Origin of the sequence: Rhizobium sp. SJZ105 (genome assembly GCF_007828365.1) — a bacterium.
Taxonomy (GTDB): Bacteria; Pseudomonadota; Alphaproteobacteria; order Rhizobiales; family Rhizobiaceae; genus Agrobacterium; species Agrobacterium tumefaciens.
In genome coordinates, this window is the sequence record NZ_VIUP01000004.1 from 101,244 (window position 1) to 114,758 (window position 13,515).

The 13,515-nt window shown below is 59.2% G+C and carries 16 protein-coding genes; 12 read left to right on the forward strand and 4 right to left on the reverse strand.

Annotated features, from left to right (window positions below):
- Positions 1-30 precede the first annotated feature (30 nt).
- The 3 genes from cobA (at position 31) to FB593_RS15400 (ending at position 3,506) form a co-directional block, all read left to right on the forward strand.
- A complete protein-coding gene (gene cobA, locus FB593_RS15390; protein WP_019565976.1) occupies positions 31-819 on the forward strand; it encodes a uroporphyrinogen-III C-methyltransferase in 789 nt (262 codons plus the stop codon).
- Positions 816-2,132, forward strand: coding sequence for a cobyrinate a,c-diamide synthase (locus FB593_RS15395; RefSeq protein WP_111795586.1), 1,317 nt, complete (start codon positions 816-818; stop codon positions 2,130-2,132). The genes cobA and FB593_RS15395 overlap by 4 nt, the downstream gene beginning before the upstream one ends.
- 123 nt (positions 2,133-2,255) lie before the next feature.
- On the forward strand, positions 2,256-3,506 hold the full coding sequence (locus tag FB593_RS15400) for a cytochrome-c peroxidase (protein WP_112290156.1): 1,251 nt from the start codon (positions 2,256-2,258) through the stop codon (positions 3,504-3,506).
- On the opposite strand, the gene leuB is transcribed toward FB593_RS15400, so the two are convergent.
- The 3 genes from leuB to FB593_RS15415 all read right to left on the reverse strand — a co-directional run bounded on the left by leuB (position 3,487) and on the right by FB593_RS15415 (position 5,826).
- A complete protein-coding gene (gene leuB, locus FB593_RS15405) occupies positions 3,487-4,599 on the reverse strand; it encodes a 3-isopropylmalate dehydrogenase (RefSeq protein ID WP_003516442.1) in 1,113 nt (370 codons plus the stop codon). The two genes, FB593_RS15400 and leuB, sit on opposite strands and share 20 nt — an antisense overlap.
- 225 nt (positions 4,600-4,824) lie before the next feature.
- The gene (leuD, locus tag FB593_RS15410; RefSeq protein ID WP_025594665.1) at positions 4,825-5,430 is read right to left on the reverse strand and encodes a 3-isopropylmalate dehydratase small subunit; all 606 of its coding nucleotides are present in this window, start codon (positions 5,428-5,430) and stop codon (positions 4,825-4,827) included.
- 165 nt (positions 5,431-5,595) lie between these two features.
- The gene (locus tag FB593_RS15415) at positions 5,596-5,826 is read right to left on the reverse strand and encodes a hypothetical protein (RefSeq protein WP_003516445.1); all 231 of its coding nucleotides are present in this window, start codon (positions 5,824-5,826) and stop codon (positions 5,596-5,598) included.
- A gap of 109 nt (positions 5,827-5,935) precedes the next feature.
- Here FB593_RS15415 and FB593_RS15420 point away from each other — a divergent pair, with 109 nt between their 5' ends.
- Both FB593_RS15420 and FB593_RS15425 read left to right on the forward strand, forming a co-directional pair.
- Entirely contained in the window at positions 5,936-6,847 is a 912-nt protein-coding gene (locus tag FB593_RS15420; protein WP_186447929.1) for an HpcH/HpaI aldolase/citrate lyase family protein, read from the forward strand.
- Positions 6,844-7,050 (forward strand): DUF1737 domain-containing protein, encoded by a 207-nt coding sequence (locus FB593_RS15425; protein ID WP_003505258.1) that lies wholly within the window; start codon positions 6,844-6,846, stop codon positions 7,048-7,050. Before FB593_RS15420 ends, FB593_RS15425 begins: the two co-directional genes overlap by 4 nt.
- A 21-nt stretch (positions 7,051-7,071) precedes the next feature.
- Here the strand turns inward: FB593_RS15425 and FB593_RS15430 are convergent, their stop codons facing one another.
- Complete coding sequence (locus tag FB593_RS15430) at positions 7,072-7,512, reverse strand: metallopeptidase family protein (protein WP_003516449.1); 441 nt, start codon at positions 7,510-7,512, stop codon at positions 7,072-7,074.
- 327 nt (positions 7,513-7,839) lie between these two features.
- On the opposite strand from FB593_RS15430, the gene rplU reads away from it, so the two are divergent.
- The 7 genes from rplU (at position 7,840) to FB593_RS15465 (ending at position 13,496) form a co-directional block, all read left to right on the forward strand.
- Positions 7,840-8,154 (forward strand): 50S ribosomal protein L21, encoded by a 315-nt coding sequence (rplU, locus tag FB593_RS15435; RefSeq protein ID WP_003516451.1) that lies wholly within the window; start codon positions 7,840-7,842, stop codon positions 8,152-8,154.
- Positions 8,155-8,194: 40 nt separating this feature from the next.
- The gene (gene rpmA / locus FB593_RS15440; RefSeq protein WP_003492686.1) at positions 8,195-8,464 is read left to right on the forward strand and encodes a 50S ribosomal protein L27; all 270 of its coding nucleotides are present in this window, start codon (positions 8,195-8,197) and stop codon (positions 8,462-8,464) included.
- A gap of 131 nt (positions 8,465-8,595) precedes the next feature.
- Positions 8,596-9,228, forward strand: a complete 633-nt coding sequence (locus FB593_RS15445; RefSeq protein WP_003516453.1) for a GNAT family N-acetyltransferase — start codon at positions 8,596-8,598, stop codon at positions 9,226-9,228.
- A complete protein-coding gene (locus tag FB593_RS15450) occupies positions 9,225-9,815 on the forward strand; it encodes a GNAT family N-acetyltransferase (protein ID WP_025594658.1) in 591 nt (196 codons plus the stop codon). The genes FB593_RS15445 and FB593_RS15450 overlap by 4 nt, the downstream gene beginning before the upstream one ends.
- Before the next feature lie 168 nt (positions 9,816-9,983).
- Positions 9,984-11,051, forward strand: coding sequence for a GTPase ObgE (gene obgE, locus FB593_RS15455; protein ID WP_003516456.1), 1,068 nt, complete (start codon positions 9,984-9,986; stop codon positions 11,049-11,051).
- Entirely contained in the window at positions 11,048-12,217 is a 1,170-nt protein-coding gene (gene proB / locus FB593_RS15460) for a glutamate 5-kinase (RefSeq protein WP_112751807.1), read from the forward strand. Before obgE ends, proB begins: the two co-directional genes overlap by 4 nt.
- Positions 12,210-13,496, forward strand: a complete 1,287-nt coding sequence (locus tag FB593_RS15465) for a glutamate-5-semialdehyde dehydrogenase (protein WP_065662946.1) — start codon at positions 12,210-12,212, stop codon at positions 13,494-13,496. Before proB ends, FB593_RS15465 begins: the two co-directional genes overlap by 8 nt.
- Positions 13,497-13,515: the final 19 nt, after the last annotated feature.

Here is a 13,515-nt window from a genome sequence, read left to right on the forward strand (position 1 = left end):
CCGTCATCGTTAAAAAAGCAGCCGAGAAGAATGTCGATAGCGCAGGTTTTGAACAGCATCGCCGCAAAAGGTCCGGTCTTTGAGGCCGGGCATGTCTGGCTCGCAGGCGCGGGTCCGGGCGATGTGCGTTATCTGACGCTCGAAGTGGCGCTCGCGCTTTCGCAGGCCGATGTGATCGTGCGCGACGCGCTGGTGAGCGACGATGTCGTTTCCCTCGGGCCCCAGGCTGAAATCGTGTTTGCCGGCAAGCGCGGCGGCAAGCCGTCGGCAACGCAGGACGACATCACTGCCTCGCTGATTGATCTCGCCCGACAGGGTAAGAAGGTGTTGCGGCTTAAGGGTGGCGATCCGTTTATTTTCGGGCGTGGCGGCGAAGAGGCGGAGGCGCTTGTCCGCGCCGGCATCCCATTTCGTATCTTGCCGGGCATGACCTCGTCGCTTGCAGCCCTTGCTTCAGCGCGCATTCCCGCCACCATGCGCGGTATCAGCCGCGCTGTCACGCTTGCCACCGGCCATGCCGCCGGGACCGAAGAGGATCTGGATTGGCTGGCACTGGCGAAGACACAGGAACCCATCGTCGTTTATATGGGGCTTAAGAACATAGGCTCGATCGCCGGTCTTCTGATGCAGGGCGGTCGTTCGGGCAAGACGCCGGTCGCCGTCATCATGTCGGCAACGACCGCGCAGGAACGGATTTTCATCGGCACACTGGAAAGCATAGCTGACGATGCAAAACGGGAAAAATTCGAGGCGCCGGCGCTGATCGTTATTGGCGAGATCGTTTCGATGCGCGACCGACTTGGGGTGCCGACCTTATGACCACACGGGCGATCATCATCGGCGCACCGCGCTCTGGTTCCGGCAAGACCAGCGTAACAATCGGCTTGCTCAGGGCCTTTGCCCGGCGCGGCATCAAGGTGCGCGGCATCAAGACGGGGCCGGATTATATCGACCCCGGCTTCCATGCCTTCGCCACCGGCACATCCGGCCTCAATCTCGACAGCTGGGCCATGCAGCCGGAATTGCTTCGACACCTTTTGTTGCAACAGGCTGATGGTGCCGACCTCGTTTTGATCGAAAGCGCCATGGGCCTGTTCGACGGTATCCCCGTGGCGGAAAACCGCACTGGTTCTGCGGCGGATCTGGCCCGGCTGTTCGGCATTCCCGTGCTGCTGGTGCTGGATGTGTCGGGTCAATCGCAGACAGCCGCTGCTGTTGCCTATGGTTTTGCTCACTATGATCCTGTTGTGACCATGGCGGCGGTGGTGCTGAACCGCGCCGGCAGCGAAAGACACCGGACGCTGTGCACGGAGGCCATCGAAAAAATCGGTCTGCCTGTCGCAGGATGCGTCCTGCGTGATCCGTCACTCATCCTGCCGGAACGGCATCTGGGCCTGGTGCAGGCCAGCGAACATCCGGAAATCGACGCGCATATAGAACGGCTGGCGGATGCGATGGAAAGGTCCATTGATCTCGATGCCTTGCTTTCGCTCGCTGCGCCTGTGGATGTGCCCTCCGGCTCGGTGGAGGCAGCGATTGCGCCGCCCGGCCAGCGCATCGCGCTTGCAGACGACGCGGCTTTCACCTTTCTTTATCCGCATCTCAAGAACCACTGGCATGCAGCGGGGGCAGAGATCGTACCCTTCTCACCGCTGGCCGACGAGGCACCCGATGAGACCTGCGACATTTGCTGGCTGCCAGGTGGTTATCCCGAACTTTACGCTGGAAGGCTTGCCGATGCTGCCTGGTTTAAAGCGGGGATTGTCCATTTTGCCGAGACGAAGCCGGTGCATGGTGAGTGCGGCGGCTATATGGTTTTGGGAGCGGCGCTGGAAGATGCCGATGGCGTCACCCATGCCATGACCGGGCTTCTGTCACATGCCACCAGTTTTGCCACGCGCAAGATGAACCTAGGTTACCGGCAGGCTGCAATCGTGGCAGATGGGCCGCTGGGCAAGGCGGGCGAAGTTCTGCGCGGCCACGAGTTTCACTATGCGCGTGTCATCGATCCGGGTCACGATGAGCCTTTCGCTCAGATCGCTGACGGACAGGGGCGTCCGCTCGGCCCCTCCGGTGGCAGGCGGGGTCTTGTTTCAGGCACTTTCTTCCACGCGATAGCCAAAGCCGGGTAAGCAATTTGGCGTCCGGATGCGGGGTTGCGTCAAAGTGGAGCGGGCTGAGAAAGTTTGTAGTCTGGTGCGATAGGTAAGTGCTATATAACCACTGTCGTCCCGAGTTTCCGAAACGCTATTTCAATGAAAAGACTGCGCCTATTCATTTCTGCCGCCCTTGCCGTTGCCATGATACCGGTTCCGCTCGAGATCGGTGCTGGTCAAATGCAGGCTCACGGCGGCGAAGATTATGCAACGCTTGAAAAACTCGGCGCGGCGCTGTTCGATGATGCCAATCTCTCCATGAACCGCACGATGGCGTGTTCCACCTGCCATATGCAGGCGGCCGGTTTTTCAGATGCGCGCGAAAGCGACAAGGTCGGCCGGGACGTCTCTCTCGGCGATGACGGGATTTCGCTGGGCGACCGCAATGTGCCGACTGCAGCCTATGCCCGGTTCACGCCGCCTTTCGGCAGGAACGCTGCGGGAGAGTATGTTGGTGGGCAATTCTGGGATGGTCGTGCCTCCCTGCTGGAAGACCAGGCGGGTGGACCACCGCTCAACCCGATCGAAATGGGCATGCCGGATAAAGCCTCTGTCGTCAAACGGCTCAAGGAAAACCCTGATTATGTTGCGGCGTTCGGCACCCAGTTCGGCAACGATGTTTTCCAGAGTGACGAAGGCGCCTTTGCTGCGATGACCAAGGCGCTGGCGAGCTTCGAGCGTTCCGATGAATTCTCCACCTTCGATTCCAGGTATGACCGTTTCCTGCGCGGCGAAGAAAAGCTGACCGATCAGGAGGAGCTGGGCCGGGTTCTGATCTCCTCGACGCAGTTCACCAATTGCAATACCTGCCATGAAATCCGTGGCGCCAAGGGTTTGGAAGACGGCCTCTTCACCAACCACAAATATTTCAACATCGGTGTTCCGGCCAACACGTCGGTCAGGGCAGCCAACGGCTCCAAGCCGGATGCGGTCGATCTCGGATTGGCGCAAAATCCCGCCGTGGCCGGCGATCCGGCTCAGCGCGGCAAGTTCAAGGTGCCTACCCTTCGCAACGTCGCTGTCACTGGTCCCTACATGCACAATGGCGTGTTTAAGGATCTGCGCACGGTGGTGCTGTTTTACGTGAAATACAAAAGCAAGAAACCCAGCCGGCAGATCAACCCTGAAACGGGTAAAACCTGGGATGCGCCGGAAGTGCCTGATAATATCGCCATGACAGAGCTGACTTCCGCACCGGCGCTGGACGACAAGCGTGTGGACGCCATCGTCGCCTTTTTGAAGACGCTGACTGACAAAAGATATGAACATCTTTTGCCAAAGGAAGATGGGCAAGCGACCGTGCCGCCTGCCCAACCGGTTTCGGTGAGTGTTACGCCGAAAGCGCCTTGAATTCTGCGAGAACCGCGTCACCCATTTCGGAGGTGCTGACCTGACGGGAACCGTCGGACATGATGTCGGCGGTGCGGATGCCTTTGTCGAGCACGTTCGCAATTGCAGTTTCGAGCTTCGTTGCCTCATCAACCATATTGAACGAATAGCGCAGGCACATGGCGAAGGACGCGATCATGGCAATGGGGTTGGCGATGCCCTTGCCGGCAATGTCAGGTGCCGAACCGTGCACCGGCTCGTACATGGCCTTGCGCTTGCCGGTCTTGGCATCCGGCGCACCAAGCGATGCCGACGGCAGCATGCCGAGCGAGCCCGTCAGCATGGCAGCGACGTCGGAAAGCATGTCGCCGAAGAGGTTGTCGGTCACGATCACGTCGAACTGCTTGGGCTTGCGCACCAGCTGCATGCCGCCGGCGTCGGCCAGCATATGCTCCAGCTGAACGTCCTTGTATTTCGCAGCGTGGGTTTCGGTGACGACCTGGTTCCACAAAACGCCAGATTTCATGACGTTGCGCTTCTCCATGGAGCAGACGCGGTTATCGCGCGTGCGTGCCAGTTCGAAGGCGACGCTGGCGATGCGCTCGATCTCGAAGGTGTCGTAGATCTGCGTGTCGATACCGCGCTTCTGGCCGTTGCCGAGGTCGATGATCTGCTTGGGCTCGCCGAAATAGACACCGCCCGTCAGTTCACGGACGATGAGGATATCGAGACCCTCTACCAACTCCGGCTTCAGTGAGGAGGCTTCGGCAAGTGCCGGGTAGCAGATGGCGGGGCGAAGGTTGGCGAAAAGTTCGAGATCCTTGCGCAGGCGAAGCAGGCCGGCTTCCGGGCGGTGTTCGTAGGGAACGCCATCCCACTTCGGGCCGCCCACGGCGCCAAACAGGATCGCATCGGCGGCAAGGGCCTTTTCCATATCTGCGTCGGAAATCGCGACGCCATGGGCATCATAAGCGGAGCCGCCGACCAGACCTTCCTGCGTGGTGAAGCCGGCATTTTTCGCGCTGTTCATATAGTCGATCAACTTGCGGACTTCGGCCATGGCCTCGGGGCCGATACCGTCACCGGGCAGAAGGAAAAGCGTGCGGACTGTCATGAGAACCCTCCTTGGGCGGCGCGCCGGAAACCATCATGAAGGGTTTTCGATTGCGGCGAGCGCGGCGTCAAACTCGTTTCCGTCCTGCCGCCTCACAAGTCATATCGCCAGCCGAACGGGATCGGGGGCTTCTTATCCCCGCCTCAACGGCTTTTCAAGCAAAGCAAAAGCCGATCCGGTACGGTTTTGTACGGGATCGGCTTTTAAAAGAGGATAGAAGTGCGGTCAGGCCCAGGGGCGGACCGAGGCATTTGCCTTTTCGAACGTGTCGATGGCGCCGGAATGCTCCAGTGTCAGGCCGATGTCGTCGAGGCCGTTCAGCATGCAATGGCGCTTGAATTCATCGATCTCGAAGGTGATCGTGCCGCCATCAGGGCCGCTGATTTCCTGACGTTCCAGATCGATGGACAGAACGGCGTTCGAGCCGCGCGAGGCGTCGTCCAGCAGCTTTTCGAGATTCTCGGGGCTGACGACGACAGGCAGAATGCCGTTCTTGAAACAGTTGTTATAAAAGATATCGGCGAAGCTGGTGGAGATCACGCAGCGGATGCCGAAATCGAGAAGCGCCCATGGTGCATGTTCGCGCGAGGAGCCGCAGCCAAAATTATCGCCCGCGACGAGGATCTGGGCGTTTTGGTAAGCGGGCTTGTTCAGCACAAAATCGGGATTGGGCGAGCCATCTTCGAGATAACGCGACTCGGCAAAAAGGCCGGTTCCAAGACCCGTGCGCTTGATGGTCTTCAGATAGTCTTTGGGAATTATCATATCGGTGTCGATATTGACGACCGGCATGGGCGCAGCAACGCCCGTCAGCTTGGTGAATTTTTCCATCTGTCGCTTCCCGTGTTTCCCTGGTCACAAAATCCGGCGTGGACTGACGCCCGCCGGATATTTTCTGTCGGGAAATACTGCAAAACGGATCGCTTTAGAAGCGCAAACCCGCATTCTTCGGTACGCCGCGTGCAGCGTTCTCGCATTTTGACAGGATTAACGATCTCAGAGATCGATGATCGTGCCTTTGCCGTCGTTCCAGACGCGCATATCGCGCTGGTTGCGGGGCTTGACCGGAATGGGTGCCGGCTTCATACGCGCCGAAAGCAGACGGGCAGCGCTGAGAACGGCGAGCACGCCGATAAAAGCGACCGTAAGCGAGGCGGTAAAAAGAGCCACCAAAGCCAGAAGTGCGATGCCGGATGCGGCAATGAAAAATGAACGGATGCCTTGCATGATTCAACCTTTCTTTCCAGACGAATGTGGGCCTTCTTCTTCCGGCTTGCAAGAGGATTCAGTGGATTGTCGTGTTGCAGATGTCACAAAAGCTTGACACAAGTGCGGCATGACTAATTTTTTCGAAAATATTCCTGTGAGACCGCGCCGTTCGCTGCTATCGGTTCCGGCCATCAATGTCAGGGCGCTCGAAAAAATCCGCGATCTCGATTGCGATGGGGTTATTCTCGATCTGGAGGATTCCGTTGCACCCGATGTGAAGGGCGCGGCGCGAGAGAATCTGGGCAGGCTGTTTTCGGATGCGCCCTTTGTGGGACGCGAGATCATTATCCGTATCAATCCGCTGTCAACGCCGGATGGTATGGAGGATTTAAAGCTCGTGCTTTCCTGCCGGCCGGATGCGGTATTATTACCGAAGGTAGAGCAGCCCGCCGATATTCACGATGTGGCCGACCTTCTGGCGGAGGCCGATGCGCCCCAGGGCTTGAAAATCTGGGCGATGATCGAGACGCCGCTCGGTGTGTTGAACGCAGCGTCCATTGCTGACGCTGCCCATACGCCTGATGGACGGCTTGCCGCTTTCGTCCTCGGGCTGAACGATCTGCGCAAGGAGACACGGGTTCCTTCCGTGCCCGGGCGAACCTACCTCGTGCCATGGATGATGCAGGTGGTGCTTGCCGCCCGCGCCTATGGGCTTGATGTCATCGATAGCGTGTCGAATGATTTTCGCGATATCGCGGCTTTTGGCACCGAGTGCGAGCAGGGCCACGCCATGGGCTTCGATGGCAAGATGCTGATCCACCCGGCCCAGATCGAGCCCGCCAATCGCCACTTCGGCCCCGTTGAGGCCGCTGTTGCTGAAGCCAGGGCGATTATTGACGCTTTCGCAAAACCCGAATCTGTGGAATTGAACGTCATCAACATGAACGGGCGGATGATCGAACGGCTACATGTAAGCCAAGCCGAAAGGCTGGTCGCCATGGCCGATATCATCGCACAACGAAAGGCGCAAAAGACGTGAAGGTCTATCGTTTCATTACAGGTCCCGATGACGCGAAGTTCTGTCACCGGGTCACCGAAGCTCTGAACAAGGGGTGGGAGCTTGCCGGTTCACCCAGCTACGCCTTCAACGCCGCAAGCGGCGTCATGCATTGCGGCCAGGCCGTGACCAAGGTGGTCGAGGGCAAGGAATACCACCCGGATATGAAGCTCGGCGAGCAATAACAGGCGTGGCTGCCGGCGGGCTCAGCGCTCCGCCGCGGCCTCGTCGGCGCTTTCCTCGATCCGCTCCATGTCGTCATCCGACAGGCCGAAGTGATGGCCGATCTCGTGGATGAGGACATGGGTGATGATGTCGCCCAGCGTTTCCTCATTCTCGGCCCAATAGTCGAGAATGGGGCGGCGATAAAGCGTGATGCGGTTCACCATCTCGCCGGTTTCCATGGTGAAACGTTCGGAGATACCGCGCCCCTCGAACAATCCCAGCAAGTCGAACGGTGTTTCGAGCGCCATGTCCTCGAACACTTCGTCTGTCGGGAAATCCGAGATCTCGATGACGAGATCCTTGGTCAACGCACGGAATTCTTCTGGCAGGTGGCCATATGCCTCGATCGCAAGCGACTCGAAGGCGGAAAGTGTCGGCGCATGGCGGTCCCGCCAATCGTCGGTCTGGTCTATGCGGGCCATTTCTGCTCCTTGTTGAAGGCCCATATAAACACTTGCTGCGCAAATTTCGAGACCTGACTGCTTCGCTTGCCAAAAAAGCATGAAATTCTTGGCGTTAGAGTTACTTTTCAAACATCCGTCATCTTGACATAAACTGACGTCTCGCGTAATTCGCACCCAAATTGATGGCGTATTGCGCCTTCTGTTTATTCCGCCCTCAAAGGCGGCTTCACCGGCAGACTTTCAAAAGGGCATTCAGTCCTGACGGATTTCCGCTACTCCGACTGATAAAAAGACGGCCAGCTTGCTTTGGCGGGCAGAGCCGGAACGAACATGAAAGGATAACAAATGTTCGCAGTCATCAAGACCGGCGGTAAGCAGTACCGCGTAGCGGCCGATGCCGTGCTGACCATCGAAAAGCTGGAAGCAGAGGCAGGCGCAACCGTAGAATTCACCGAAGTTCTCGTGATCGGCGAAGGCGCCGACGCTCAGTTCGGTGCTCCCTTTGTGAAGGGTGCCATCGTCAAGGCTGAAGTTGTCGAGCACAATCGCGGCAAGAAGGTCATCGCCTTCAAGAAGCGTCGTCGTCAGAACTCCAAGCGTTCGCGCGGCCATCGTCAGCATCACACTGTCGTCCGCATCACGGACATCGTTGCTGCCTGATCGGCGCGACACGGGAAACAAGGTTTAAAGGAGAACTCCAATGGCACACAAAAAAGCTGGCGGTTCATCGCGTAACGGTCGCGATTCCGAATCCAAGCGCCTTGGCGTAAAGAAGTTCGGCGGCGAAGCTGTCATTCCAGGCAACATTATTCTGCGTCAGCGCGGAACCCAGTGGCATCCGGGCGCCAACGTTGGCATCGGCAAGGACCACACGATTTTCGCACTGACCGCAGGTAACGTGAACTTCCGTACGAAGGCCAACGGCCGCGTATTCGTATCCGTGGCCCCGAAAGCGGAAGCCGCAGAATAAGCCGGTAAGCGTCATATGCAGCCGGTGTCCCATCGACCCGGCTGAGACGTATCAGGTTCAGTCAAGAAAACAGGGGAGATGGGGTACCACCCAACTCCCCTTTTTCTTTAACCCCCAGGAGGGACTGAACCATGCAAGCTGAATTGTTGAGGGTTGACCAATCACGGTCACCCGAAGAGCGGCCGAGGCCCGATCGGTCGAGGAGCGATTGCCCCGTTTTACTGTCGCAGAGGCTGGTTTTACGTAAGCCTCACGAAGAAGACATCGACGCCCTTGCCCATCTTGCCAACAATGCCAATATCGCGACCATGGTGTCGCGTATGCCGCACCCGTACACGGCCAAAGACGCCGCGGACTTCGTGCGACGCACCAATGCTGGCGAGATCGGCAAGTGCGTCTATGCGATTACCCGCATGGACAATGGCGAGTTTCTGGGTTGCTGCGCGCTTGAACCGCAGGAAGACGAAAAGACGCTGGAAATCGGTTACTGGCTGGGGGAACCCTACTGGAACCGGGGCTACATGACCGAAGCCACGCATGCGCTGATCGACATGGCCTTCCGCACGCGTGAAATCGACCAGATCGATGCCCGCTGCCGGGTCACCAACATCCCCTCGCGCCGGGTCATCCAGAAGTGCGGTTTCCAGTTCCAGGGCTCCGGCATGGTCGGTTCGCTGGCATTGGGTGGTATGGTACCGGTAGAATGGTACAGGCTGGACCGCAAGACCTGGGTTTCGCTGAAGAGCTGGGGGGACATGGGATGAGCACGATCGAGCTTACCCGTCACCGTGCAACTGCGACGGTGGCGCCGCCCGGCCCCTGCCCGGTCATCGAGACGTCGCGTCTGGTGCTGCGTCCGCAGCGGCTTTCCGATGCTGGCAGCATTGCGGAGTCGCTTGGCGATTTTGCCGTGACCAGGATGCTGGCCCGTGTTCCCGCGCCGTATCATCGACAGGATGCGCTGGAATGGCTGGTCCTGCGTACTTCAGGCACCCTGCCCGATTGGGATTTCGCCATCACAAGCGGTGACGATACACTCATCGGCGTCGTCTCGGTCGAATTACGGCACGGCGAGTGGCATCTCGGCTACTGGCTGAACCGGTTCTACTGGGGCAAGGGTTACATGACCGAGGCGGTGGCCGCCGTGGTCGAGCGGTTCTTCCGCCGCATGCCCGGTGTGGTTCTCCATTCCGGTGTGTTTGCGGATAATCCGGCTTCGCTGCGCGTGCAGGAAAAACTGGGCTTCCGGGTGACCGGCTGCCACCAGATTTACGCCACGGCGCGTGCTGCGATGGTGGCGCATATCGATACGGCAATCACGGCTGAGGATTTCGTTCCGCAGCACCGCTGACAATCAAAACAAGGCCGGTTGCCGCAAACCGGCCTTGTCTCACGCAGGCGCTTCCCGCACGATAGTCTTTGACCTTGTGGAGAAGCGCTTGTATTCGAAACGACGATATTTTTGTTTGGCACAACGCCTTGAGCTGATGTGCCCGCAAACCGACAGAACGGCAGTCCGATGAAATTTCTTGATGAAGCAAAAATCTATATCAAGTCCGGTGATGGCGGCGCGGGCGCCGTTTCCTTCCGGCGCGAAAAATTCATCGAGTTCGGTGGCCCTGATGGCGGCGATGGCGGACGCGGCGGCGATGTCTGGATCGAGGTGGTCAACGGTCTCAACACGCTGATCGACTTCCGCTTCCAGCAGCATTTCAAGGCCTCGATCGGACAGCACGGCATGGGTAAGACCCGCACCGGCGCCAAGGGTTCCGACGTGGTTCTGAAAGTGCCTGTCGGCACGCAGATTTTCGAGGAAGACAACGAGACGCTGATCGTCGACCTGACAAAGGAAGGCCAGCGTTTTCGTCTTGCCGCTGGCGGTAACGGCGGTTTCGGCAACGCCTATTTCAAGTCTTCGACCAATCAGGCGCCGACCCATGCCAATCCGGGCCTTGCGGGCGAAGAAAAGACGCTCTGGCTTCGCCTGAAGCTGATCGCTGACGCCGGTCTCGTAGGTCTGCCGAATGCAGGTAAGTCGACATTCCTCGCGACCGTGACGCGCGCGCGGCCGAAGATCGCCAATTATCCTTTCACGACCCTGCATCCGAACCTCGGCGTTGCGACCATCGACGGCCGTGAATTCGTGCTGGCCGATATTCCCGGCCTGATCGAAGGCGCGCATGAGGGTGTGGGCATCGGCGACCGTTTCCTCGGCCACGTTGAGCGCACCCGTGTGCTTCTGCATCTCGTCTCCGCGCAGGAAGAAAAGGTCGGGCAGGCCTATAAGACTGTTAAAGCCGAGCTGGATGCCTATGGCGGCGGCTTGACCGACAAGCCGGAAATCGTGGCGCTTTCGCAGATCGACGTGCTGGACGAAAAAGAACTGAAAAAGAAGGCAAAGGAACTGGAGAAGGCCTGCGGCCGTCCTCCGCTCCTTCTGTCTGCCGCTGCCCACATCGGTATGACGGAGGCGCTGCGCGCCCTTCGCGATATCATCGTGTCGGCAAGCAATGGCGGCGAGACCGCCCTTCCCGACCGCTCAATGCCTGTGGATAGCGAGGCCGAGGAAGAGGACGATCGCCTATGAGCCTCACCCGCAAACCGCTGGGTAGCCACCACCGGATCGTTATCAAGATCGGTTCGGCACTTCTGGTGGACCGGAAAAGCGGGCTGAAGAAAGATTGGCTCGACGCCATTTGCGAGGACATCGTTGCGCTGAAGAAAAACGGCGCAGATGTTCAGGTGGTGTCTTCTGGCGCCATCGCGCTCGGCCGCACGGTGCTCGGTCTGCCCTCCGGCGCATTAAAGCTGGAGGAAAGCCAGGCAGCGGCGGCCGTTGGCCAGATCGCTCTGGCGCGGGCATGGTCGGAAAGCCTGTCGCGGCATGAGATCGTTGCTGGCCAGATTCTGCTGACGCTGTCCGACACCGAGGAGCGCCGCCGTTACCTCAATGCGCGCGCCACCATCAACCAGCTGCTGAAGATCGGTGCGATTCCGATCATCAATGAAAACGACACGGTGGCAACCACCGAAATCCGCTACGGCGACAATGACCGTCTGGCCGCCCGCGTGGCCACCATGACCGGTGCCGATCTTCTGGTATTGCTGTCTGATATTGACGGGCTTTACACGGCTCCGCCGCATCTTGATCCGGATGCGAAGTTCCTTGAGACGATTGCAGATATTACGCCCGAGATTGAGGCCATGGCAGGCGGTGCGGCTTCCGAGCTTTCACGCGGCGGCATGCGTACCAAGATCGATGCCGGCAAGATCGCGACCGCTGCCGGCTGCGGCATGATCATCGCTTCCGGCAAGACGCTCAATCCGTTGAAGGCCATCGAAAACGGCGCCCGCTCCTCGTGGTTTGCGCCATCAGGCACACCGGTGACGGCGCGAAAGACCTGGATTGCCGGTCAGTTGCAGCCGGCAGGTGAGATTCATGTGGATGCGGGTGCGGAAAAAGCGCTCTATGCCGGTAAAAGCCTGCTTCCCGCGGGCGTGCGGGTGGTGAAGGGCAATTTTGGACGCGGCGATGCGATTGCCATTATCGGCGTTGAAGGCCGAGAGGTCGCGCGCGGCCTTGCAGGCTACGATGCGGAAGAGGCGCGTCTTATCATCGGTCACAAGTCCAACGAGATCGAGGCGATACTTGGCTATGTCGGGCGTGCGGCGATGATCCATCGCGACGATCTGGTGATGACGGGTGCCGCCGTGAAAGTTAAAAATACTGAAAAGGATAAGGTCCATGCCTGAACAGGCCGTGAAGCAGAGCCATGATATTGATGCACTGATGATGACCATCGGCGCACAGGCAAAAGCTGCTTCGCGACCGTTGTCCATCGCAGGTACGGATCAGAAAAACCGTGCGCTTCTCGCCATGGCGTCCGCCATCGAGGCGTCGAGGGAAACGATCCTTGCCGCCAACAGGAAAGATCTGGCGGCGGCGGATAATAGCGGCCTTGCCGCTTCCTTCATCGACAGGCTTACGCTTGACGATGCGCGGATCGCCGGTATCGCCGAAGGCATCCGCTCGGTTGCCGCGCTGCCTGATCCGGTCGGCGAAGTCATTGCCGCCTGGGATCGCCCGAACGGTCTGAAGATCGAGCGCGTGCGCACGCCGCTTGGCGTCATCGGCGTGATTTACGAAAGCCGCCCGAATGTGACGGCAGATGCCGGCGCGCTCTGCCTCAAGGCGGGCAATGCGGTCATCCTGCGCGGCGGCTCGGATTCGCAACATTCATCGCGTGCTATCCATGCCTGCCTTGTGGAGGGCCTGAAGATCGCCGGTCTTCCCGAGCATGCCATTCAGCTGGTGCCGGTCACCGACCGCGCTGCCGTGGGCGCGCTTCTTGGTGGATTGAATGGGGCGGTTGACGTGATTGTGCCGCGCGGCGGCAAAAGCCTGGTTGCGCGGGTGCAGTCTGAGGCGCGGGTTCCGGTCTTTGCGCATCTGGAAGGTATTTGCCATATCTATGTCGACGGATCGGCCGATCTCGACATGGCGAAACGCATCGTCGTGAATGCCAAGATGCGCCGCACCGGCATTTGCGGCGCGGCGGAAACGCTGCTGGTGGATGCCGCTGTTGTTGCCACGCATCTTGAACCGCTCGTCAAGGGGCTGATCGAGGCCGGTTGTGAAGTGCGCGGTTCGCAGGCCGTGCGTAATGTTGTCGAGGGCTTGAAAGCCGCAACGGAAGATGACTGGCGCACCGAATATCTCGATGCGATCATTTCGGTTGCTGTCGTGGACGGTATTTCCGGCGCGATCGACCATATCAGCACCTATTCGTCCAACCACACGGAGGCGGTGATCGCCGAGGACCCAGCGGTGGTCGAGCGTTTCTTCAACGAACTCGATTCGGCCATTCTGCTGCATAATGCTTCCACGCAATTTGCCGATGGCGGTGAATTTGGCATGGGTGCGGAAATCGGCATCGCCACGGGCAAGATGCATGCACGCGGCCCGGTTGGTGTCGAGCAGCTCACGTCGTTCAAATACCGCGTGCATGGCACCGGTCAGACGCGGACCTGATAGTTGCTGGTCGAAACAC